The 22400-nt window shown below is 59.5% G+C and carries 18 protein-coding genes; 8 read left to right on the forward strand and 10 right to left on the reverse strand.

The genetic code is table 11. The features are described 5' to 3' along the window. Positions 1-1658 (forward strand): tetratricopeptide repeat protein (locus OKC42_RS21625; RefSeq protein WP_270820897.1); only part of this gene is annotated, 1658 nt, incomplete at its 5' end. Positions 1659-1798: 140 nt separating this feature from the next. On the opposite strand, the gene thrC is transcribed toward OKC42_RS21625, so the two are convergent. The 4 genes from thrC to OKC42_RS21645 form a co-directional block, all read right to left on the reverse strand. After that, positions 1799-3073: a threonine synthase gene (thrC, locus tag OKC42_RS21630; RefSeq protein ID WP_270820898.1), complete on the reverse strand. Its 1275-nt coding sequence runs from the start codon at positions 3071-3073 to the stop codon at positions 1799-1801. Next, positions 3070-4080 carry a homoserine kinase gene (thrB, locus tag OKC42_RS21635; RefSeq protein WP_270820899.1) on the reverse strand — a complete coding sequence of 337 codons (1011 nt, stop codon included), beginning with the start codon at positions 4078-4080 and terminating at the stop codon, positions 3070-3072. The genes thrC and thrB overlap by 4 nt, the downstream gene beginning before the upstream one ends. A gap of 2 nt (positions 4081-4082) precedes the next feature. After that, positions 4083-6542, reverse strand: coding sequence for a bifunctional aspartate kinase/homoserine dehydrogenase I (gene thrA / locus OKC42_RS21640; RefSeq protein WP_270820900.1), 2460 nt, complete (start codon positions 6540-6542; stop codon positions 4083-4085). Positions 6543-6792: 250 nt separating this feature from the next. Continuing rightward, the gene (locus OKC42_RS21645) at positions 6793-7500 is read right to left on the reverse strand and encodes a tRNA/rRNA methyltransferase (protein ID WP_201936949.1); all 708 of its coding nucleotides are present in this window, start codon (positions 7498-7500) and stop codon (positions 6793-6795) included. Between the two features lie 206 nt (positions 7501-7706). On the opposite strand from OKC42_RS21645, the gene aceK reads away from it, so the two are divergent. Further along, positions 7707-9434 carry a bifunctional isocitrate dehydrogenase kinase/phosphatase gene (gene aceK / locus OKC42_RS21650; protein ID WP_058059117.1) on the forward strand — a complete coding sequence of 576 codons (1728 nt, stop codon included), beginning with the start codon at positions 7707-7709 and terminating at the stop codon, positions 9432-9434. 78 nt (positions 9435-9512) lie between these two features. Here the strand turns inward: aceK and tesB are convergent, their stop codons facing one another. The 6 genes from tesB to rnm all read right to left on the reverse strand — a co-directional run bounded on the left by tesB (position 9513) and on the right by rnm (position 14892). Then, entirely contained in the window at positions 9513-10379 is an 867-nt protein-coding gene (gene tesB / locus OKC42_RS21655) for an acyl-CoA thioesterase II (protein WP_110302761.1), read from the reverse strand. Positions 10380-10581: 202 nt separating this feature from the next. Next, entirely contained in the window at positions 10582-11505 is a 924-nt protein-coding gene (gene rluB / locus OKC42_RS21660) for a 23S rRNA pseudouridine(2605) synthase RluB (protein WP_005347347.1), read from the reverse strand. Between the two features lie 134 nt (positions 11506-11639). Further along, on the reverse strand, positions 11640-12212 hold the full coding sequence (scpB, locus tag OKC42_RS21665; RefSeq protein ID WP_005350230.1) for an SMC-Scp complex subunit ScpB: 573 nt from the start codon (positions 12210-12212) through the stop codon (positions 11640-11642). Between the two features lie 86 nt (positions 12213-12298). Then, positions 12299-13171 (reverse strand): segregation and condensation protein A, encoded by an 873-nt coding sequence (locus OKC42_RS21670; RefSeq protein ID WP_201936951.1) that lies wholly within the window; start codon positions 13169-13171, stop codon positions 12299-12301. Then, the gene (locus tag OKC42_RS21675) at positions 13164-13784 is read right to left on the reverse strand and encodes an L-threonylcarbamoyladenylate synthase (protein WP_005338129.1); all 621 of its coding nucleotides are present in this window, start codon (positions 13782-13784) and stop codon (positions 13164-13166) included. Before OKC42_RS21675 ends, OKC42_RS21670 begins: the two co-directional genes overlap by 8 nt. Positions 13785-14010: 226 nt before the next feature. Continuing rightward, positions 14011-14892, reverse strand: a complete 882-nt coding sequence (gene rnm / locus OKC42_RS21680) for an RNase RNM (protein WP_139495656.1) — start codon at positions 14890-14892, stop codon at positions 14011-14013. Positions 14893-15328: 436 nt separating this feature from the next. Between rnm and OKC42_RS21685 the strand changes: the two genes are divergently transcribed. Genes OKC42_RS21685 through trpA form a run of 6 tightly spaced genes read left to right on the forward strand, consistent with a single transcriptional unit; the run spans position 15329 to position 22151 of the window. Then, entirely contained in the window at positions 15329-16963 is a 1635-nt protein-coding gene (locus OKC42_RS21685) for an anthranilate synthase component 1 (RefSeq protein WP_270820901.1), read from the forward strand. Next, positions 16956-17555 (forward strand): aminodeoxychorismate/anthranilate synthase component II, encoded by a 600-nt coding sequence (locus OKC42_RS21690; protein ID WP_005359135.1) that lies wholly within the window; start codon positions 16956-16958, stop codon positions 17553-17555. The genes OKC42_RS21685 and OKC42_RS21690 overlap by 8 nt, the downstream gene beginning before the upstream one ends. A 15-nt stretch (positions 17556-17570) precedes the next feature. Continuing rightward, the gene (gene trpD / locus OKC42_RS21695) at positions 17571-18599 is read left to right on the forward strand and encodes an anthranilate phosphoribosyltransferase (RefSeq protein WP_201936954.1); all 1029 of its coding nucleotides are present in this window, start codon (positions 17571-17573) and stop codon (positions 18597-18599) included. Then, positions 18599-20107 (forward strand): bifunctional indole-3-glycerol-phosphate synthase TrpC/phosphoribosylanthranilate isomerase TrpF, encoded by a 1509-nt coding sequence (trpCF, locus tag OKC42_RS21700; RefSeq protein WP_201936981.1) that lies wholly within the window; start codon positions 18599-18601, stop codon positions 20105-20107. Before trpD ends, trpCF begins: the two co-directional genes overlap by 1 nt. Before the next feature lie 47 nt (positions 20108-20154). After that, positions 20155-21348, forward strand: coding sequence for a tryptophan synthase subunit beta (trpB, locus tag OKC42_RS21705; RefSeq protein ID WP_201936957.1), 1194 nt, complete (start codon positions 20155-20157; stop codon positions 21346-21348). Then, positions 21345-22151 carry a tryptophan synthase subunit alpha gene (trpA, locus tag OKC42_RS21710; RefSeq protein WP_005350211.1) on the forward strand — a complete coding sequence of 269 codons (807 nt, stop codon included), beginning with the start codon at positions 21345-21347 and terminating at the stop codon, positions 22149-22151. Before trpB ends, trpA begins: the two co-directional genes overlap by 4 nt. Positions 22152-22400 lie beyond the last annotated feature (249 nt).

Below are 22400 nucleotides of genomic sequence, written 5' to 3' on the forward strand. Positions count from 1 at the left end.
GAGAGTATAAGATCACACCCTGTTCGGTCGGTCAAATCCTCGTGCCCTGCTTAAAAAACGTTCGCGATCTTGCCCTGGGGAAAACCACCCTAGTTTTAGAGGCAATAAATAGGTTACTGGAGGGTGACCTACATATTATTAAAAACTTTCCATCTCTGATATGTTTTTATACTGCAAAGATGACCAGATGGACTGAAGATGGTTTAGAACGATTTAGTTCAATACAGCCAGTCATGGACGAATGTATAAGAGAAATCATAAAATTCTACACTCCAACTCTAGATAAACAATGGTATACAATCAACGGCATCAGCTTAATTGATAAAGCAGTTCAATATCTAGTGGATAAAAAAGTTTCCAGAGATGATGTTCTTCTCATCATTGATAATTCTGAAACATTAAGTGATAGCCCGCAAAAAAATGCTGAACTGGCTGAATTTTTAAAACAAGCAGGTAAAAAAATTGGTCGGCTCGTAATTACATCAAGACGACAAGAAAGCATTGAGGCTGAACATATCTTAGTAGAAGGTCTTAATGAAGATGACTCAATTAAGCTTCTAAGAAGACTGGCGGAACTATATAATGCGCAGCCAATCCTTCAGGCTGGAGACAAAAAGTTACTTGCTACTGCAAATAAATTGATGAATAAACCTCTTTTGCTAGAAGCTTTAGTTGTTTATATATCACGCAGCAATATGTCTATTGACTCTGCTGTAGAAAACTTGTTCAAGAAATCTAATGAAGACCTTCTTGAGTTTTTGTATGAAGATGCTTGGGATAGGCTAAGCGAAATTCGTAAAGAACTTTTTTATATAATCGTTTCCATTACTAGCCCATTAAATAGCACTGCAATTAGTAGAGCATGCCAGTTGGTCGAAATCCCTCATACGGTCTTTTTAGATAGTTTAAAGGAAACTCACTTCGCTTCAATTTTAGATTATGGTAGCCATTATGAAATGGAGTTAGTTGAACTCGCTAAGAGATTTTTCGAGAAAAAATTATCAGAACTGAATGGCGATATAAAATCCCGTATTATAGATTATGCGAACAATGTTGATAAGTATGTCGGAGAAAGAATAAAAATAGAACAGGAATATAAAGAGGATAGAGTGTCAGAGGCTTTTAGAAGTGAGTTTAGTAAAGTCGCCAAGGTAGCCGTCAACAATAACGATTTTCCTAAGGCAATTGAGTATTATGATTTAGCCATTGAAGATGACCCCTTTAACTCAGCATTACATGACCGTTATTCATGGTTTTTAGCAAACAAGATTAATGACCTACCTAGAGCACTGCGACTTGCACTGAAAGCCGTAGAATTAAATAATAAAAACTGTGATGCGTTAGTAAATGTTGCTTTAATTTATTACAGACAAGACAATACAACCAAAGGGGATCAATATATTGACATTGCAGAGTCTCTAGGAAGAGCAAAGTCATTTTGCAATTTAAGAAAGGCTATCGCTCGTTACCATTATACGTTTAAAGAAATCAATAAAAGCGAAAAGCTACAATTTCTTGATGTTGCAGATAAATACTTGAGGGTTGCAGATAGAAGTTTCGACCCTCAAATTCCCTATGCAGCAAAAACGAAGCGCTCTATAGATAAATTCAAGCAGCTAATATTGAAAAGAAAAAGTGCAATAAAGTTTCACGAGTAATGTACTTAGTCCATATAATGTCTATTATATCCAGACTTCCGAACAGAAATCTTGAACTGACTCTAAAAATAGAAATCCCCCGATATCGGGGGATTTTTTATGGCAGCCATTCAGTGCCCAGCTATCTTGCTCAACCAAACTTACTCAACCAAAAACGCCCTTAACCGGGCAAACTCCGCAGGCAAATTAACGGAGAGCAGCGGCAACTCGGCGTGCTTGGCCAGCGGGCCTGGTAGCGGCACATCCAGATGCAGGATCTCGTCCACCGACTCCTTGAACTTGGCGGGATGGGCGGTGCACAGGAACACCCCCACTTCGTCCTCGGCCAGCTGTTCCCCCAGCAGATCCCAGGCAATGGCGCCGTGGGGTTCACAGAGGTAATCCAGCTGGTGCAGCCGTTTAAGGGCATCGCGGGTCTCGGCATCGTCACGCATGCCTGACCCTAAGGTCTCCAGTGCCCAGCCCTTGCGACGGCACAGCTCTTCTACCCGTGGCCAGTTGTTGGGGCGGCTGACATCCATGGCGTTCGACAGGGTTGCCACTGTCTGGTGCGGCTCCCACTGACCGGTTTTCAGGTAGCGCGGCACGGTGTCGTTGGCGTTGGTGGCGGCGATAAAGCGCTTCACCGGCAGTCCCAGCGCCTTGGCAATCAAGCCTGCGGTGAGGTTGCCAAAGTTGCCGGACGGCACGCTGATCACCGCCTTGGCGCGATCGGCTTTTGGCAGCTGGGCCACCGCCTCGAAGTAGTAGCAAACCTGCGCCAGCAGACGGCTGATATTGATGGAGTTGGCGGAGTTGAGGCCAATGGCCTTTTTCAGCGCTTCGTCGTCAAAGGCCTGTTTTACCAGCGCCTGACAGGCATCGAAGTCGCCGTCGATGGCGATGGTGCGGATATTGCCGCCGAGGGTGCAGAAGAGCTTCTCCTGCAAGGGGCTGATCTTGCCCTTGGGATAGAGGATCACCACCTCGATCCCCTCCAGCCCGTAAAAGGCGTGGGCTACGGCGGCGCCGGTGTCACCGGAGGTGGCGGTGAGAATAGTGATCTTGTCATTTGTTCTGAACGCCGCGAGGCACTGGGCCATAAAGCGGCCGCCGAAGTCCTTGAACGCCAGAGTCGGGCCGTGGAACAGCTCAAGGGCATAAGTGCCATCCTTGAGCTTCACCAGCGGCGCCGGGAAGGTGAAGGCGGCGTTGATAAGCTCGCTGACCTTGGCGGCGGGCACTTCGTCCCCCAGCAGGTGGCTCAGGATGTGGGCAGAGCGTTCGGCCAGCGGCAGATCGAGCAGGGCATCCACATCGGCGAGCGGCTCGAGTTGTTCGGGGAAGAAGAGCCCCTGTTCGCGACCCAAGCCCTGACGCACCGCCTGCGCGAAGCTCACCTGTTCGCTGTTGTCCTTGATGTTATAGAGATTCATAGCTCGCTTCCTGTTACCCGTGCCCCGGCCATGTCCAGTTTGCAGACCCGGGCAAATCCATCTTCGTTCTGCACAAAATGTGCTTCCATCCAATCCTTCATCCGCTCGGCCTGCGCCAGCTCCTTCATCACCACAAACACGGTGGGGCCGGAGCCGGAGATGCCGGTAGCCAGCGCCCCGTTCTGGGCCGCCTGCGCCCGCACCTCGGCAAAGCCTTCGATCAGCGCCGCGCGGTAGGGCTCGGCAATCACGTCTTTCAAGACGCTCGCCGCCAGCGGCTCCTGCCCGGTGTAGCTGGCGTGGACAAAGGCAGCCAGTCGGCGGCCATAGGTGAGGCAATCCTGCCGGCGATATTGTGCCGGCAAAATGGCGCGGGCAGCAGCGGTGGAGACCACAGTGCCCGGGTAGCAGACCACCCAGTACCACTGCTCAAACACCGGAATGCCCTGGCTGATAACGCCCGCCTCCTCCACCACCAACTGCATGCCGCCGAGATAACAGGGGGCGACGTTGTCATAGTGAACGGAGCCGGAGATGCGCCCTTCCATCTCACCCATCAGCAGCAGCAGGGCGTGCTCGTCGAGCGGCTCGCCGTGAAAGGCGTTGAGCCCTTCCAGCGCCGCCACCACGCTACAGGCGCTTGAACCCAGACCCGAGCCGACCGGCAGGTTCTTCTCCAGCACCATTTCAAGCGGCTTGAGGCCAAGGCCGCGCTTCTCCAGCGCCTCGCCATAGGCAACCCAGCAGTCGAACAGGATATTCTTTTTCGGATCGTCCGGCAGCTTGTGGGCGTAGCGGCCCACGGCGGAGAGGGCGAACGGCACGTCAGCCGCTTTTACCTGCACCCGATCGCCGAGCAGAGAGCCATCAACGGGGGCGAGCGCCGCCCCCAGTACATCGAATCCCACGCTCAGGTTGGCGCTGGAGGCGGGGGCGTAGGCAACCACACTTCTGTCATTACCCATGGCGCCTTCCGTCATATAAGAGGGGTACATGTCTGAACTCATGCTTATAGCTCCTGCTTCCAGTTCTGGGTGCGCAGCACGTCGGCAAAGACGCCCGCCGCGGTCACTTCGGTACCGGCGCCATAACCGCGCAGCACCAGCGGGATCGGCTGGTAGTAGGTGGAGAAGAAGGCGAGCGCGTTCTCCCCGTCTTTGACCTTGAACAGCGGCTCGTCGGCACCGACCGCCTTGATGGCGACCTTGCACTTGCCACCCTCGATGGAACCTACATAGCGCAGCACCTTCCCTTCGCGCTGGGCCGCGGCAAACTGGTCGCGGAACCAGCCATCGGCCTCCGGCAGGCGGGCCATAAAGGCTTCCACGTCGCCGCTGGCGTCAAAGCCGGGCGGCAGCGCCTGCTCCACTTCCACATCGGAGAGCTCCAACGCCATGCCGGCTTCGCGAGCCAGAATGAGCAGCTTGCGCGCCACATCCATGCCGTTGAGATCGTCGCGGGGATCCGGCTCGGTAAAGCCGTTGCCACGGGCGATCTTGGTCGCCTCGGAGAAGGCCATCCCCTCGTCCAGCTTGCCGAAGATAAAGGAGAGGGAACCGGAGAGGATGCCATCGAAAGCACGCAGCTTGTCACCGGCCATGATGAGGTTCTGCAGGTTCTCGATAACCGGCAGACCGGCCCCCACGTTGGTCTCGTACAGGAACTTGCGACGAGTCTGGCGGGCGGTGCGGCGCAGCGCCTTGTAGTAATCGAGCGAGCCGGTGTTGGCCTTCTTGTTGGGAGTGACCACATGGAAACCGGCGGCGAGGAAGTCGGCGTACTGGACAGCCACCGCCTCGGAGGAGGTGCAGTCAACGATCACCGGGTTGATGATGTGGCTATCTTCCACCAGCTTTTTCACCCCTTCCAGCGAGAAGCTGTCGCGGGCTTCCACCAGCTGTTCGCGCCAGTTGGCGAGGTTGAGGCCATCCTTGTTGACCGCCATCTGGCGGCTGTTGGCGATGCCGACCACGCGAAGGCCAGTGCCCTGCTCGGCCAGTACCGGTTGCTGGCGGGCAATCTGATCCACCAGCGCGGCACCGACGCCACCGACCCCGACCACAAAGAGATCGATAAACTGCTGGCTGCCAAAGAAGTTCTGGTGACACGCCTTGATGGCTTCCGCCACCTTGCGATCCCGCACCACCGCCGAGATGGAGCGCTCGCTGGAGCCTTGCGCGATAGCGACGATATTGATGGAGGCTTGCGCCAGCGAGGTGAAGAAGCGGGCTGCCATCCCTTTGCTGGTGCGCATGCCGTCACCGATGAGGGAGATGATCGCCAGATCGCTGATGATATCCAGCGGCTCCAGCAGCTGGTTTTTGAATTCGAGCTCGAACTCGCGCTCCAGCACCTTGCGAGTCTTCTCGCTGTCGTAGCTGTGGATACAGAAGCTGACGCTGTACTCGGAGGATGACTGGGTGATCAGCACGATACTGACCCCGGCGCGGGAGACGGCGGAGAAGATGCGACCGGCCATGCCGACCATCCCCTTCATGCCGGGGCCGGATACGTTGAACATGCACATGCCGGAGAGATCCGAGATGGCCTTCACTTTCAGGTCATCGTCGCCGCTCTCGGGGCCGATCAGGGTGCCCGGCCCTTGCGGGTTGAAGCTGTTCTTGATGAGGCAGGGAATATGGAACTGGGCCACCGGCGCGATGGTTTTCGGGTGCAGCACCTTGGCGCCGAAGTAGGAGAGCTCCATCGCCTCCTTGTAGGAGAGGGTTTTCAGCAGGTAGGCATCCGGCACCAGACGTGGGTCACAGCTGTAGCAGCCTTCGACATCGGTCCAGATCTCGCAGCACTCGGCATCGACACAGGCGGCCAATACGGCGGCGGAGTAGTCGGAGCCGTTGCGGCCCAGCAGCACGGTCTCGCCCTTGTCGCTGCCACCGGTAAAGCCCGGCATCAGGTAGAGGCAATCGCTACGCAGCCCCTTGGCGGCAAAGCGCAGGCGGGAGGCTTCGATATCGACATGGGCTTCCAGATAGCCGCCGTCGGTGACCAGCAGCTCTTCCGGTACGATCAGCTCCAGATCCAGACCGCGCACCCGCAGCAGTTCGTGCATAAAGGCGATGGAGAGGTTCTCGCCACGGCTCAGAATGCGCGCCTGCACGTTGTCCGGGCAAAGGCCCAGCAGACGGATGCCCTGCATCAGACGCTCCACCTGATCCAGCTCGGCGGTGAGACGGGCCAGCAGCGCCTTGTCATCGAGCGCCGGATAGGCCGCCTTCAACCCGGCCAGCAGGCGGGAGAAGATGCCGTTGACTTCAAACAGGGTGGAACTGGCATCCATGCCGCGACTGGTCTGTTCCACCAGCGCCACCAGATGATTGGTCACCTTGGCAGGTGCAGAGAGCACCAGGGCTACCTGAGATTGGCCGTGGGTGTTGACCGCGATATCGGCCACCCGTAAAAAACGCTCTGCATCGGCCAGTGAAGACCCGCCAAATTTCAACACTCTCATCGCTTTCTCTCCCTGTAAATCTATGAAATTCAATCTAAAAACCAATCCAACAAAAAGGCCCGTACTGGGTGGGTACGGGCCTTTTCTGATTTCTGTGCTTGTTCGTCAGCGCATCAACCGGCCCCAGTGCCACCTGTGGTGGTACCGGTAATAATGGTGGTGGTGATGACGTTGGTGAATAACTGCATGACGAACACTCGTTGACGAAGCTGGCTTTTAGCAATACCGCGGCGGGCGATGGGCTGTCAACTTAAACCTCTTTGCCAAGTTTGCGCGCAAGGTCTTTGCAGAGCAGGTGGAGCATGTTCAAATCCCGCTGCGGCAGCATGGGCACCCGGTCCATCACCCATTGATGCAGTTTTTCATCCTGCGAAACTCCGAGTTCACCCAGCAATTCTGCTGTTTTGCTTTTCAGCACCCGAACCTGCCCGGCGTTATCAAAATTTTCTGCTACCGCAGTGGCGCCGTCGGAGTTCAGCTCATCCATCAGCTGACTCATCTCGTAGGCGTAGAGCATGATCGCCTGCCCCAGATTGAGAGACGGGTAGCTCACCTTGAGGGGCAGATAGCTGATGAGATCGACCTCGGCCAGCTGCTCGTTGGAGAGCCCCGACTCCTCGCAGCCAAAGACGATGGCGACCTTGCCGAGCGATGGCTTGCTGCGGATCTGCTCGCGGATCTCCCCCGGCGTGAGGTAGTGCTGGTAGCGACCGCGCTCACGGGCGGTGGTGGCGATCACCAGATCCATGTCCGCCAGCGCCTCGGGCAGGGTATCGAACGCTTCGGCCTGAGTCAGGATCTCCTGGGCGCCGTGAGCTACCCAGCTCGCCTCCTCCTCTTCGTGTACCCGGCTCGCCACCAGTCGCATGGCATCGAATCCCATGGTTTTCATGGCGCGGGCAGCCGCCCCCACATTCGCAGGACGGGCAGGTGCCACCAGGACAAAATAGAGCTTCATCGGGTTTCCTCACAGGCCGGACGGCCTCTCAAACAGACAGCAAACAGTCGCTAAACCATCACCAAAACAGGGGCGCAATCTACCGTTTATCCCCGAAAATTGCCACTTGAACAGACGTTTGAATGTTGCGATAGTGGCCTGACGTGTGAACAAATTACACCCAATCCTTCGCGCTATCGGCCCGACAGATCACAAGGAAGAGAGAGATGCAGCAGCCATTGGAACAGGCCGTCGCCGAGACTATCCTGCAACGCTTCGAGTCGTTTTACAGCCGGTTTCTCGAGATAACCCAGGGCAGCAAGAGCCGCTTCGAGAACAGTGACTGGCTGGGGGTACAGCTCGCCGGACGGGAGCGTATTCGTCTCTATGACCACCATGTGGGGGCCACCGCCAGCTCCATCCGCCAGATGATGGGGGAGCACCACGCCACCCAGGAGCTGCTCAAGCGGGTCAAAAGTGCCTTTAGCGATCTGCTGCCCCGTTGTGACAACTTCGAGGTGGCGGAGTCCTTCTTCAACTCCGTCTATCGCCGGATCTTTCGCCATCGCAATATCCGCGACGAGAACCTCTATATCCACCCCTTTGTCAGCCGTGGCGAAAAACCCGATCTGAGCGCCCTGCTGCGCATCTATCGCACCGATCTCGCCCACCTGCCGCAGACCTTGAGCCAGCTTTTGGGGGATTACAGCTTCACCCTCCCCTACGAGGACAAGCAGCGGGATATTGTCGACATCCACCGCCATCTTGCGGAGAACGGCCCACAAATACTCCATGATGAGCCGTTTGCCATCGAGCTGCTCAAAGAGGTGTTCTACCGCAACAAGGGGGCCTATCTGGTGGGGCTGATCCGGGCCCGGGATCAGGTCTTCCCCTTTATCCTGCCCCTGCTCAGCACCGGCCACAGCATCTATGTGGACACGGTGATCTTCGAGCCGGATCTCGCCTCCATCGTCTTTGGCTTTGCCCGCGCCTACTTTATGGTCTATGCCCGCGAACCGGCGCTGTTTGTCGCCTTCCTGCGCCAGATCATGCCCCACAAGCCCGATTACGAGATCTACAACGCCATCGGCTGCCAGAAGCATGGCAAGACCGAGCTCTATCGCCACTACCGCCACCATCTGGCCCAGAGTCGGGATCAGTTCATCATCGCTCCCGGCATCAAGGGGATGGTGATGAGCGTGTTCACCCTCCCCTCCTACGATGTGGTGTTCAAGGTGATAAAAGACGAGTTCACTCCCCCCAAGGATGTGAGCCACGAGCAGGTAAAGGCGAAATACCGGCTGGTTAAACAGCACGATCGGGTTGGCCGCATGGCCGATACCCAGGAGTTCACCAACTTCGAGTTTCCGCTGGACCGCATCTCGCCGGAGCTCCTTGCCGAGCTCAAGACGGTGGCACCCTCGGCCCTCACCATCAGCGACGACAAGCTGGTGATCAAGCACCTCTATACCGAGCGCAAGATGATCCCCCTCAACCTCTATCTGGACAAGGCGGACGAGCAGCAGACTCGGCTCGCGCTGGAGGAGTACGGCAACGCCATCAAGCAGCTGGCGGCGGCCAACATCTTCCCGGGGGACATGCTGTTCAAGAACTTTGGCGTCACCCGCCACGGCCGGGTGGTCTTCTACGACTACGACGAGATCTGCTACATGACGGAGTGCAACTTCCGCCAGATCCCGCCGCCTCGCTACCCCGAGGATGAGTGGAGCGCCGAGCCCTGGTACTCGGTGGCCCCCAACGACATCTTCCCCGAGGAGTTCGCCACCTTCCTGCTGCAAAAGCCGCAGGTGCGGGAGATCATGCTGCAGTTGCACAAGGAGATGTTCGACGCCAACTACTGGAAGATGCTGCAGAGCAACATCAAGGTGGGGGTGTTCGAGGATGTCTACCCCTACCGGCGCAAGAAGCGCTTCAAGTACCAGCGCGGCGGCTGATCCCGCAGCGCCAGCGTACATCGCAGCAACGAAAACGGGGTGGCCCAAGCCACCCCGTTTTGCTATCCGCTTTGCGCCTTAACTGCCGCGACGGCGGATCACCCCCTCCTGCATGGTGCTCGCCACCAGCACTCCATCGCGGGTAAAGAACTGACCGCGCACCAGACCGCGACCGCTGCTGGCGCTCGGGCTGTCTACCACGTAGAGCAGCCAGTCGTCGAAGCGGAAATCCCGGTGGAACCACATGGAGTGATCGATGGTGGCCACCTGCATATCCGGCTCCCAGTAGGACACCCCGTGGGGCTGCAGCGAGGTGAGCAGGAAGTTGAAGTCGGAGGCGTAGGCCAGCAGGTATTTGTGCACCCGCAGATCGTCCGGCATCTGGCCGTTGGCCTTGAACCAGACGTGACGTACCGGATCCTGCACCGTCGGCCGAATAGGGTCGACCAGGGTCACCGGACGCATCTCGATGGGCTGCTCGCAGAGGATCTTGTCGCGCAGGGAGGCCGGGATCAGGTTCTCGTAGGGGCGCACCAGCTCCAGCTCGCTCTTGAGCGCTTCCGGCGGGGTGATGCCGGTGGGCATCTGCGCCTGATGCTCGAAGCCATCGGCCGGCACCTGAAACGAGGCGTTGAGATAGAAGATGGGTTTGCCGCCCTGAATCGCCTTGACCCGGCGGGTGGAGACGGTCTGGCCGTCACGGATATTCTCCACGTCATAGACGATGGGACGGGTCACATCCCCCGGACGCAGGAAGTAGGAGTGAAAACTGTGAACCTGACGGCCGGTCTCGACCGTCTGCTTGGCGGCTGACAAGGCCTGCCCCATTACCTGTCCGCCAAACACGGCCCGCAGACCGAGATCCTGGCTCTGGCCCCGAAACAGGCCCTCCTCGATTTTTTCAAGTGCCAGCAACGCCAGCAGCTCATCAAGTACCTTGCTCATCGTTCACTCCTCTATCAGAGCCGCACAGGCTAACAAGCTCACCGGAGCAGAGCAACCGCCACAGCCTCCACCCGCTGCCTGCTCGACCCTATTAATTCAGCGCGTCTGAACGTTGAACAATAACGGATACAGCAGGCACCAATGCAAAGGCCCGCCAAAGAGGCGGGCCTATCATGGTTCAACCTGACGGCTGACGCAGCGCTTATTTGCTGCCGGTACCGGAGTTGCGGGTAGAGGCTTGCGGCTTGCGACGGGCGGTGGTGGCGCGAGCGCGCGGCTCTTTGCCCTGCATCTCTTTGTGACGCTGCACGGCGCGACGGATCTGGGCGGCCTGCTTGTGACGGCTGGTTTTGCCATCCTGCTGCAGATCGACCTTGGATTCGGTCTCCGGCGGCAGGTTGACCAGACCGCGCAGGTAGTTCACTTCCGGCAGTTTCAGCTCTTGCCAGCCGCCGCGCGGGATGCCGCGGTCCAGCTTGACGTCACCGTAGCGGATCCGCATCAGGCGGCTAACCTGCACTTCCTGGGATTCCCACAGGCGGCGCACTTCACGGTTGCGACCTTCGGTCAGGGTGACGTTGAACCACTGGTTCAGACCCTCACCGCCAGCCGGTTTGATCTTGTTGAACTTGGCGGTGCCATCTTCCAGCTGCACGCCCTTGCGCAGACGCTGCAGCATGGCTTCGGTGATTTCGCCAAAGACACGTACCGCGTATTCCCGCTCCACTTCGTGGCTCGGGTGCATCAGACGGTTGGCCAGCTCACCGTCGGTGGTGAACAGCAGCAGACCGGAGGTGTTGACGTCGAGGCGGCCGACCGCGATCCAGCGGGCACCTTCCATCTTGGGCAGACGATCAAACACGGTGGGACGACCTTCCGGATCGTGACGGGTACACATCTCCCCTTCCGGCTTATGGTAAGCCAGTACGCGGCAGATCACTTCCTCTGCGGCACGGGTCTTGACCTGGTGACCATCCACCCGGATCACGGCGTTCACTTCGACGCGATCCCCCAGTGTGGCGACCTTGCCATCCACACTGACCCGACCTGCGGTGATCAGGGCCTCCATCTCACGACGGGAGCCGTGACCCGCGCGGGCCAACACTTTTTGCAGTTTTTCACTCATCGGGGTTACCTGATTGTTGATCGCTGCCCACCGGTAAAAGGGGCAACGGGGTTAACTGTAACAAACGCCGGTTGGAGCACTCGCCACAGTTGAAAAATGTATATCTCGGTGAAATCGGCACACTTGGGCACCATTCACCGGGCATCGCTCTCCCCGTCCACCGCAGAGGGCAACAGGGGTTGCAGCTCCGGATCCAGCTCGGGGAGCTGCTCCAGACTCTGCAGATTAAAGTAATCCAGAAACTCTCTGGTGGTGGCGAGCAGCTCGGGGCGACCCGCCACCTCTTTGTGGCCTATGCTGCGCACCCAGCCACGCTCTTTCAGGGTATTCACTATCTGGCTCGACACCGCCACCCCGCGGATCGCTTCGATCTCGGCCCGGGTGATGGGTTGGCGATAGGCGATCAGGGTCAGCGTCTCCATCACGGCGCGCGAATAGCGCGGCGCCCGCTCGCTCCAGAGCCGCGAGAGCTCTTCGGCATACTCCTGACGCGCCTGAAAGCGCCAGCCGGAGGCGACCTCCTTGAGCTCGACGCCTCGCGAGCTGTAATCTTGCCTGATCTCGGCCAACAGCAGCTGAACATAGCGACTGGTCACCGGATAATCGGCCAGCACGCTGCTTTTCAGTTCGCTGACATTGAGCGGGCGACCGGCCACAAACAGCGCCGCTTCGATCAAGGTCTTGAGTCGTTCAGTGGGCAGCGCCACGGTTGCCCTCCTCGCTCTGCTCGGCCAATGCGAAATGCACTGTGACCCAGGGGTTCTGGCTGCAGCGAAACAGACGGGATGCACGCTCAGTGGGTCTGTTCACGTTTCTCATTCTCTTCTGCTTCTGCAGCCAATGCGAAATGGATTGGTCCGAGTGGTTCAGCCTGCAGGATCCAGATCAGTTGCTCCTTGCACAGCTCCAGCAGGGCCAGAAACGTCACCAGTACCCCCATACGCCCCTCTTCGGCGCGCAGCACCTGCTCAAGGCGCAGGGTCTGCCCCAGCGTGAGCATGGCGAGGATCTCCGCCATGCGCACCCGGGTCGGGATCTGTTCGCGGCGGATCTGGTGATGTTCGAAATGAGTCGCGCGTTTTACCACACTTTGCATGTAAAGGGCGAGCTCAACCAGCGAAACATCGGGCGCCAGTGGCTTGAGGGCGCCAAAATCGGGGGGCAAGGCGGCTGCGATATAAATCTCCCGCTCCACCCGTGGCAGCTCATTGACCCTCTCTGCACCTACCTTGTAGCGCTCGTACTCCTGCAGACGGCGGATCAGGGTCACCCGCGGGTCTTCTCCCTCATCTTCATCCTCCAGCTCCGGTGCCTTGGGCAGCAGCAGACGGGATTTGATCTCCGCCAGCCAGGCCGCCATCAGCAGATATTCAGCTGCCAGCTCAAGGTTGAGCCCCTGCATCAGCTCCACGTACTCCATGTACTGGGCTGTGATCTGCAGGATCGGCAGGTTGAGAATATCGAGCTGCTGGCGCCGGATCAGATAGAGCAGCAGATCGAGCGGCCCCTCAAAGGTATCGAGGAACACCTCCAGCGCATCGGGCGGGATGAACAGGTCCTGGGGCAGCTCGTGATAGGGCTGCCCCAGGACTTTCGCGATGGGTAGCGCGGCGCCAGTCCCCGTCTCGGCGGAAGGAACTGTCACCGGTTCAGCGACATCACTCAAACGGGGTCGGGTCTCCGGCACCGCGACGACGCAATACCGGCTCGTCGTCAGAGAAATCGACCACGGTCGTGGGCTGCTCGCCCAGATAACCGCCGTTGACCACCAGATCGATCTGCTTGCCCAGCTTGTCGAAGATCTCTTCCGGGTCAAACTCGGCCATCTCGGAGTCCGGCAGGATCAATGTGGTGGAGAGCAACGGCTCGCCGAGGGCTTCCAGCAGTGCCTGGGCAATCTTGTTGTCCGGCACCCGGATGCCGATGCTCTTTTTCTTCTCGTTCATCAGGCGGCGCGGCACCTCTTTGGTCGCCTTGAAGATGAAGGTGTAGGCGCCCGGGGTGTTGTTCTTGATCAGGCGAAATGCGCTGTTGTCGACCTTGGCGTAGGTGGAGATCTCGGAGAGATCGCGGCACACCAGGGTGAAGTCGTGGTTAGCGTCGAGACGACGGATGCGGCAGATGCGCTCCAGCGCGCCCTTGTCACCCATCTGGCAACCCAGCGCATAACCGGAGTCGGTCGGATAGACGATAACGCCGCCGTTCTGGATGATCTGTACCGCCTGACCGATCAGTCGGGCCTGGGGGTTTTCAGGATGTACGTAAAAATGCTGACTCATAGCTTGTTCTCGCAATGGGGGCAGCAATACCTGCCCGCTCGTATGGTCACGGATCAAAGATCCATGACACTACCTTAACCTGTTTGTGGCCGCTTCGCTGGCGCCGTTACCGGCTCGCCAGCAGCTCGGCATGTTGTTCGGTGGTGAGCCCAAAGTGACCGGGATAGGCCAGCCACACTATGGGAATCCCCTCTTGCCCGGTTTGTTCCCTATTTCGCTGGCGCCGTTAGCGACTCGCCAGCAGCTCTGCATGTTGCTCGGTGGTGAGCCCAAAGTGACCGGGATAGGCCAACCAGACTGGCATGCCTTCCTTTGGCAACCAGAGGTGGCGGCCCAGCTCGGTCCAGTTGGAGGGGAAGTGAAAATCCGATCCCACCGAGATATAGAGGTCGTGATCCTTGGCCCACTGGCCCAGATTGGCCCGCTCCTGCGGGCTCTGTTGGGGCAATGACACCTCCATGGCATCCCCACCGGCCGCCTTGAAGGCCACCAGCAGCCGCTTGATCCACTTGGCGGTGAGATCGTAACGGCTGGGGTGGGCCAGCACCGCCAGCCCACCGGCGGCGTGAATGGCAGCGATGGCTTCACTCATCTCGGGCCACTCGGCCGGGGCATACCCTTTATTGCCACGGCTCAGGTACTTTTTGAATACCTTCTGCATGTTGTCGGCTACCCCGCGAGCCACCAGCACCCGAGCAAAGTGGGCGCGGGTCACGGCGGCGTCACCGGCAAGCTGTTTGGCCTCTTCATAGGTGCCGGGGATGAGGCACTTCTCCAGACGACGCCCGATTTCCAGCGCGCGCGCCTCACGACGGGCCAGCTGACCGGCCAGAAAGTCGGTCAGCTGCGGATTTTTTTCATCCACCCCCAGCGCCACGATATGAATTTCGTGGTGCTCCCAGCCGGTGGAGATCTCGACCCCGCTCACCAGTCGCAGCGGCAGTTGCTCGGCGTCGATGGTGCGGCGCACCTCATCAAGCCCGGCGAGGGTGTCGTGGTCAGTAACTGCTAACACCTCGACCTGTTTCTCGGCGGCGCGGCGCACCAGTTCGGCTGGGCTCAGCACCCCGTCGGAGGCAGTGGTATGGCAGTGAAGATCGAATCTCATCAGGTTATTCCGCTCTCGTGGTCAGGTCACCATTCATGGCAAATCGGTGAAAGAAGGCTAAAAAGCGACTTGACTTGGCCGCGGCTTTATCGTTTTCTGTAGGCACTTCATTGCAAACATCTTTTTACAGGACTTTATCATGCAAACGACTTCCATCCTGACCATCTGGTGGTGGCACACTCCCTGACATGCGGGCGTGTGGTCGTTGCTGTACCTGTAATCTGACAGCAAATTAAGAACCCAAAGAAAAAGCCCGCTGACCCCAGCGGGCTTTTTTATTATCCGGCAAATGGACCTGTGATGAAACCGAGAATTCAGACAAGCAAGCTGACCTGGCGATGGCGCCCCTGAACCAGCCACCCCGGACCAATTAAATTTCTAAGGAATTCAACGTCATGAACATCGGTAAACAGCATCACACGCAAGGGAACGCACTATGACAGCCACACATCGCCTTCCTCTGGGTGAATTCGATACCCTCAAGCTCAACGCCCCCTATGTGGCCGATCCGCTGGCGCTCTATACCCGCCTCTGTCAGGGTCGCCCCAACAACCTGCTGCTGGAATCGGTGGAGATCGACTCCAAGGCGGGCAAGCAGAGCCTGCTGCTGGTCGACGCCTGCCTGCGCATCGAGTGCCGTGGTCGCACCGTGCGGGTTCGTAGCCTGAACGACAACGGTGCCCAGTTGCAAAGCCTGCTGGCCGAGCGGCTGCCTGCGGTGGTGGCCCGCTCGCTGGTAGATGGCGAGCTGCAGCTCGACTTCCCGGCCTCCGATCGGGAGCTGGACGAAGATTCCCGCCTCAAGGGGAGCAGCGTGCTGGACGTGCTGCGCACCCTGCAGCGGGAGCTCGATTGCCAATTGGGTAAAGAAGCCCTCTTTATGGCGGGCAGCTTCGCCTATGACCTCATCGCCTCTTTTGAAGATCTGCCTGAAGTGCCGGAGGGGAGCAACGACTGCCCCGACTACTGCTTCTATGTGGCCGAAACCCTGATCACCATCGACCATATCGAACGCTCTACCCAACTGCTGGCCTGCATCTTTGGCGGCGACAGCGACGAGAGCCATGTGGATGACAGATATACCCGCCTGAGCGAACGGCTCACCGACTTCAACCTGATTTGCCAGCAACCCCTGAGCGCCGAGCTGACCACCCAGCCCCTGACCGGTGGCATGAGCGTGGACAAGAGCGACAAGCAGTTCTGTGCCGAGGTGGAGAAGCTCAAGGGCTTTATCCGCCGTGGCGACATCTTTCAGGTGGTGCCGTCCCGCTGCTTCTCCCTGCCCTGCCCAAGCCCCCTAGCCGCCTATCGCCGCCTCAAGCAGACCAACCCCAGCCCCTACATGTTCTACGTGCAGGATGAGGGCTTCACCCTGTTTGGCGCCTCGCCGGAAAGCGCGGTGAAATTCTGCGCCGCCAGCCGCGATGTGGAGATGTACCCCATCGCCGGTACCCGCCGCCGCGGCTTCAACCCCGATGGCAGCATCAACCGGGATCTCGACGGCCGCATCGAGCTGGAACTGCGTCAGGACGAGAAAGAGGTAGCCGAGCACCTGATGCTGGTAGATCTGGGCCGCAACGACATCGCCCGCATCTCGGAGCCGGGTACCCGTTACGTCAAGGAGCTGCTGAAAGTAGATCGCTACAGCCACGTGATGCATCTGGTCTCCAAGGTGGTCGGCACCTTGCGTTCCGACCTTGACGCCCTGCACGCCTATCAGGCCTGCATGAACATGGGCACCCTCACCGGCGCCCCCAAGATCCGCGCCAGCGAGCTTATTCGCATGGTTGAAGGCAAGCGCCGCGGCAGCTACGGCGGCGCGGTCGGCTACATCAACGGCGCCGGCGAGATGGATACCTGTATCGTCATTCGCTCCGCTTTCGTTAAAGATGGCGTGGCCCATGTGCAGGCCGGTGCCGGGGTGGTCTATGACTCCAAACCCCAGGCCGAAGCGGACGAAACCCGCGCCAAGGCGGCGGCCGTGCTGGCCGCCATAGCCGCCAGCCATGGCACCTCCCTGCAAGCCCTGAGCGCCCAGCAGGAGCAACATAAGGACGTGAGCCATGACTAACATCTTCCTGCTCGATAACTTCGACTCGTTTACCTACAACCTCGTCGATCAGTTCCGCTCCCTCGGCTATCCGGTACGGATCTACCGCAACAGCCTGCCGGCGAGCCGCATCATGAGCGAAATCGCCGCCTGCGAAGGGGATGCCGTGCTGGTTCTCTCGCCGGGCCCGGGCGCCCCCCATGAAGCGGGTTGCCTGATTGATCTGATCAAACTGGCCCGCGGTCAGGTGCCCATCCTCGGTATCTGCCTCGGTCATCAGGCCCTGTGCGAAGCCTACGGCGGCACCGTCGGCGCGGCGGGCGAAATCGTCCACGGCAAGCGCTCCCTGATTGAGCACAACGGCCACGGCGCCTTCGCCGGTCTGCCGAGCCCGCTGCCGGTGGCCCGCTACCACTCGCTGGTCGCTACCTATGTACCGGAAGAGCTGACGGTGATTGCCCACTATCAGGGCATGCCCATGGCCATCGAGCAGCAGGATGAGCGGGTGCTGGGTTTCCAGTTCCACCCGGAATCCATCATGACTTCGGAAGGGGCCCGTCTGCTGACTCAGGCGCTCGCCCATATCACCCGTCCAGAAAGCAGCGTGCGTTAAGGTAAGGAGACCAACATGCATCAACATCTCAACACCCTCTATCAGGGTCAGTCTCTGAGCCGTGAAAGTACCCGCGATGCCTTCGGCCAGGTGGTACGTGGCGAAGTGGACCCCATCGTGCTCGCAAGCCTGCTGACTGCCCTCAAGATCAAGGGGGAGACCCCGGAGGAGATCGCCGGTGCCGCCGAGGCTCTCTTGGCGGAAGCGCGCGACTTCCCGCGTCCGGACTATGAATTTTGCGACATCGTCGGCACCGGTGGCGATGGCCTCAACACCATCAACGTCTCCACCACCTCGGCACTGGTCGCCGCCGCCTGCGGCCTGAAAGTGGCCAAGCATGGCAACCGCTCGGTCTCGAGCAAGTCGGGCTCAAGCGATCTGCTGGACAAAATGGGCATCAAGCTCGACATGAGCCCGGCGCAGGCGCGCCGCTGCCTGGATGAGCTCGGCATCTGCTTCCTGTTCGCCCCCCAGTACCACGCCGGGGTGCGCCACGCCATGCCGGTGCGTCAGGCCCTAAAAACCCGCACCCTGTTCAATGTGCTGGGGCCGCTCATCAACCCCGCTCGCCCCACCTATCAGCTGATGGGGGTCTATGCCCCCGAGCTGGTGCGTCCCATCGCAGAAACCCTGCTGGCACTGGGGCTGAAAACCGGTATGGTGGTTCACGGCGCCGGGCTGGATGAGATTGCCATCCACGGCCCGACCCAGGTGGCCCAGATCCGTGACGGCGAGATCCGCGAGTTTCTGATCACCCCGGCTGACTTTGGCCTGGAGACCTATCCGGTCAGCGCCATTCAGGGTGGTGAGCCTGAAGAGAACCGCGCCATCACCGCCGCCATTCTGGAAGGACGTGGCACCCCGGCCCACAACGCAGCCATTGCCGCCAATGTGGCACCGCTGCTGCTGATGGCGGGCAAGGCGAAAGATCTCAAGAGCGCGGCGGCCGAGGTGCTGGCAGTGCTGGCGAGCGGCAAGGCAGCGGATCTGGCCGCTCAGCTGGCTACTCTGAGCCATCAGGAAGCGGGTCATCAGGAGGCATGATGTCAGCCACCACGTTGCACAGCAGTCATTCAGAACGCCCACAGGGCAAGAGCCAGTTTCGCAAGGATAACGAGATGTCAGACCTTATCGCCCCCCATGCTTTTCTGAACATGGCCTCCATTAGCCAGACCATTCTCGGCAAAATCGTGGCGGCCAAACAGGAGTGGGTTACCGCCCGCAAACTGGCCCAGCCGCTGGAGAGCTTCCAGAGCGCGCTGACCCCAAGCGATCGGGATTTCGTAGGCGCCCTCAAGGCGGGCTCCACCCGCTTTATTCTGGAGTGCAAGAAGGCCTCTCCCTCCAAGGGCTTGATCCGCGACGATTTCAGCCCGGAGGCGATCGCCGATATCTATGGCAAATACGCCACCGCCATCTCGGTGCTGACCGACGAGAAGTTCTTTCAGGGGGATTTCGCCTTTTTGCCGCGGGTGCGCAGCCGCGTATCGCAGCCGGTGCTCTGCAAGGATTTCATGATTGACCCCTATCAGGTCTATCTGGCCCGCCACTATCAGGCGGACGCCATCCTGCTGATGCTCTCGGTGCTCACCGACGAAGGCTATCGTGCCCTGTTCGCGGTCGCCAAAGAGCTGGGCCTTGGCGTGCTCACCGAGGTGAGCAACGAGGAGGAGCTGACCCGCGCCATCGCGCTGGGGGCACCGGTGATTGGCATCAATAACCGGGATCTGCGCGACTTGAGCGTCGATCTGAACCGCACCAAACAGCTGGCCAAAGACATTCCAAGCGATCGGGTAGTGATCAGCGAGTCCGGAATCAACCACCGCGCTCAGGTGGCGGATCTGCGCCACCACGCCAAGGGCTTTCTGGTGGGCTCATCCCTGATGGCCGAGCCGGATCTGGAAGCGGCTGTGCGCAAGCTGGTACTGGGCCAGAACAAGGTATGCGGCCTCACCCGCGCCGAAGATGCCGCCGCCGCCCATCAGGCGGGTGCGGTATTTGGCGGTCTTATCTTTGTGGCGAAAAGCCCGCGCTATGTGGACATCCCCGCCGCCCGCGCCGTGATGGCGGGTGCGCCGCTCGCCTATGTCGGGGTATTTCGCAACGCCCAGCCCGCCACCATCGCCAAGACAGTGGATGCGCTGGGGCTCGCCGCAGTCCAGCTGCATGGGGATGAGGATGCTGCCTATATCGAGGAACTGCGTCCGCTGCTGCCCGCTGGCTGCCAGATCTGGAAAGCCGTAGGCGTCTCTCTCGGCAAAGAAAGCGGCGAGCCCCTGCCCGCCCTCGACTACCCGGCCGATCGCCTGCTTCTCGATACCAAAGTCGGCAGCCAGAGCGGCGGCACCGGTCAGGCGTTCGACTGGGCCCTGTTGGCCACGCTCGATAAAGCCAAGCTGATGCTGGCGGGCGGCCTCAATCCCGACAACGCCCTGCTGGCGGCACAAGTGGGCTGCCTCGGCCTTGATTTCAACTCCGGGGTGGAGAGTGCCCCGGGCCAGAAGGATGCGCACAAGATTGCAGCCGCCTTCGGCGCACTGCGCAACCTGTAACGCAACCCTTTTCGATGTTTCGATTTAGCTAATACAAGGAAGAAACCATGACCCTGCTCAACCCGTTTTTTGGTGAATTTGGCGGCATGTACGTGCCCCAGATCCTCATCCCGGCCCTGCTCCAGCTGGAGAAGGCCTTCGTCGATGCCAAGGATGATCCGGCCTTTATCGCCGAATTTCAGTCCCTGCTGACCGAGTATGCCGGTCGCCCGACTCCGCTCACCCTGACCCGCAATCTGACCAAGGGCACCAAGACCCGCCTCTATCTGAAGCGCGAAGATCTGCTGCACGGCGGCGCCCACAAGACCAACCAGGTGCTGGGTCAGGCGCTGCTGGCCAAGCGGATGGGCAAGAGCGAGATCATCGCCGAGACCGGCGCCGGTCAACACGGTGTGGCCACCGCACTGGCCTGCGCCCTGCTCGGCCTCAAGTGCCGGGTCTATATGGGCGCCAAGGATTGCGAGCGCCAGAAACCGAACGTATTTCGCATGAAGCTGATGGGCGCCACCGTCATTCCGGTGCACTCCGGCTCCAGTACCCTCAAAGATGCCTGCAACGAGGCGCTGCGCGACTGGGCTGCCAACTACGAGTCGGCCCACTACCTGCTGGGTACCGCCGCCGGCCCGCACCCCTTCCCCACCATCGTGCGGGAGTTCCAGAAGATGATCGGCGAAGAGGCCAAGGCCCAGTGCTTCGAGAAAGAGGAGCGGCTGCCCGATGCGGTGATCGCCTGTGTCGGCGGCGGGTCGAACGCCATCGGCATGTTTGCCGACTTTATCGATGAGCCGTCGGTGCGCCTCATCGGCGTCGAGCCAGGTGGTCACGGCATCGAGAGCGGCGAGCACGGCGCGCCGCTCGGTCACGGCAGCAAGGGGGTCTTCTTTGGCATGCACTCCTACCTGATGCAGGACAATCAGGGCCAAATTCAGGAGTCCTACTCCGTCTCGGCGGGGCTCGACTTCCCCTCCGTCGGCCCGCAGCACGCCCATCTGGCCGCCATCGGCCGCGCCGAGTACCCCTCGGTGACCGACAAGGAGGCGCTGGAAGCCTTCCAGGAGCTGGCCAAATCCGAAGGGATCATACCGGCGCTAGAGTCATCCCACGCGCTGGCCCACGCCCTCAAGATGGCCCGCAGTGAACCGGAGAAAGAGCAGGTGCTCATCGTCAACCTCTCCGGCCGTGGCGACAAAGATATCTTCACCGTCGCTGACATTTTCGAGAAAGAAGGAACCTTGTCATGAACCGTTACGCACAACTATTCTCCCGTCTGGATGAAGCCAATCAGGGCGCCTTTGTGCCGTTCGTGATGCTGGGTGACCCGACTCCCGAATTGTCGCTGGCCATCGTCGATGCGCTGGTCGCAGGGGGCGCCGATGCCCTCGAGCTCGGCATTCCCTTCTCCGATCCGGTAGCGGACGGCCCAACTATTCAGGGCGCCGCCCTGCGCGCCTTTGCCAGCCACACCACCCCGGACGACTGCTTCGAGCTGCTTGGCCGCATCCGCGCCAAGTACCCGCAGCTGCCGATTGGCCTGCTGGTCTACGCCAACCTGGTCTATGTGCGCAAAATTGACGGCTTCTACGAGAAGTGCCAGCAGGCGGGCGTGGACTCCGTGCTGGTCGCCGACGTGCCGGTGCAGATGTGCGCCCCCTACAAGGCGGCCGCCGACAAGTTTGGCATCGACAGCATCTTTATCGCCCCGCCCAATGGCGACGCCGAGACCCTGAAACAGGTGGCGGAGCTCGGCAATGGTTACACCTATCTGGTGAGCCGCGCCGGCGTCACCGGTGCCGAGACCAAGGCCGGCATGCCGGTGGAAGGTCTCATCAATACCCTGCGCGAGTTCAACGCCCCGCCCGCCCTGCTCGGCTTTGGCATCAGCGAACCGGCTCAGGTGCGTGAGGCCATCGCCGCTGGCGCCGCCGGTGCCATCTCCGGCTCCGCCGTGGTGAAGATCATCGAGACCCACCACCAGAACCCGGAGCATATGCTCACTCGTTTGAAAGAGTTTGTGGAAGGGATGAAGGCCGCGACCAATCGATAAGGTTGGAAATAGGGTCAGATGGTTGTGACCCTGAATGGCCAATGGCATGACCGCGTAACTGCATCACTGCATCACTGCATCAAAGGGAGCCTGACCGGCTCCCTTTCTTTTTGTCGCTTGTCCCCGCTTGCGGCTCCCGGCATGTTGCTCCCCTCTCCCTCTGGGAGAGGGTTAGGGAAGGTGCGAACAAGTCCCTGATATGAGATCATGTTTGTCATCTGGAGCCATGAAAAAGGGTTCATCATGAGT

Source organism: Aeromonas sp. Y311-2, assembly GCF_027706025.1.
GTDB lineage: Bacteria > Pseudomonadota > Gammaproteobacteria > Enterobacterales > Aeromonadaceae > Aeromonas > Aeromonas veronii.

Bases quoted from the DNA above. Each gene is read 5' to 3' on its own strand.
- thrC (WP_270820898.1), bottom strand. From the start codon at position 3,073: ATGAATCTCTATAACATCAAGGACAACAGCGAACAGGTGAGCTTCGCG.
- thrB (WP_270820899.1), bottom strand. From the start codon at position 4,080: ATGAGTTCAGACATGTACCCCTCTTATATGACGGAAGGCGCCATGGGT.
- thrA (WP_270820900.1), bottom strand. From the start codon at position 6,542: ATGAGAGTGTTGAAATTTGGCGGGTCTTCACTGGCCGATGCAGAGCGT.
- OKC42_RS21645 (WP_201936949.1), bottom strand. From the start codon at position 7,500: ATGAAGCTCTATTTTGTCCTGGTGGCACCTGCCCGTCCTGCGAATGTG.
- aceK (WP_058059117.1), top strand. From the start codon at position 7,707: ATGCAGCAGCCATTGGAACAGGCCGTCGCCGAGACTATCCTGCAACGC.
- tesB (WP_110302761.1), bottom strand. From the start codon at position 10,379: ATGAGCAAGGTACTTGATGAGCTGCTGGCGTTGCTGGCACTTGAAAAA.
- rluB (WP_005347347.1), bottom strand. From the start codon at position 11,505: ATGAGTGAAAAACTGCAAAAAGTGTTGGCCCGCGCGGGTCACGGCTCC.
- OKC42_RS21675 (WP_005338129.1), bottom strand. From the start codon at position 13,784: ATGAGTCAGCATTTTTACGTACATCCTGAAAACCCCCAGGCCCGACTG.
- rnm (WP_139495656.1), bottom strand. From the start codon at position 14,892: ATGAGATTCGATCTTCACTGCCATACCACTGCCTCCGACGGGGTGCTG.
- OKC42_RS21685 (WP_270820901.1), top strand. From the start codon at position 15,329: ATGACAGCCACACATCGCCTTCCTCTGGGTGAATTCGATACCCTCAAG.
- OKC42_RS21690 (WP_005359135.1), top strand. From the start codon at position 16,956: ATGACTAACATCTTCCTGCTCGATAACTTCGACTCGTTTACCTACAAC.
- trpD (WP_201936954.1), top strand. From the start codon at position 17,571: ATGCATCAACATCTCAACACCCTCTATCAGGGTCAGTCTCTGAGCCGT.
- trpCF (WP_201936981.1), top strand. From the start codon at position 18,599: ATGTCAGCCACCACGTTGCACAGCAGTCATTCAGAACGCCCACAGGGC.
- trpB (WP_201936957.1), top strand. From the start codon at position 20,155: ATGACCCTGCTCAACCCGTTTTTTGGTGAATTTGGCGGCATGTACGTG.
- trpA (WP_005350211.1), top strand. From the start codon at position 21,345: ATGAACCGTTACGCACAACTATTCTCCCGTCTGGATGAAGCCAATCAG.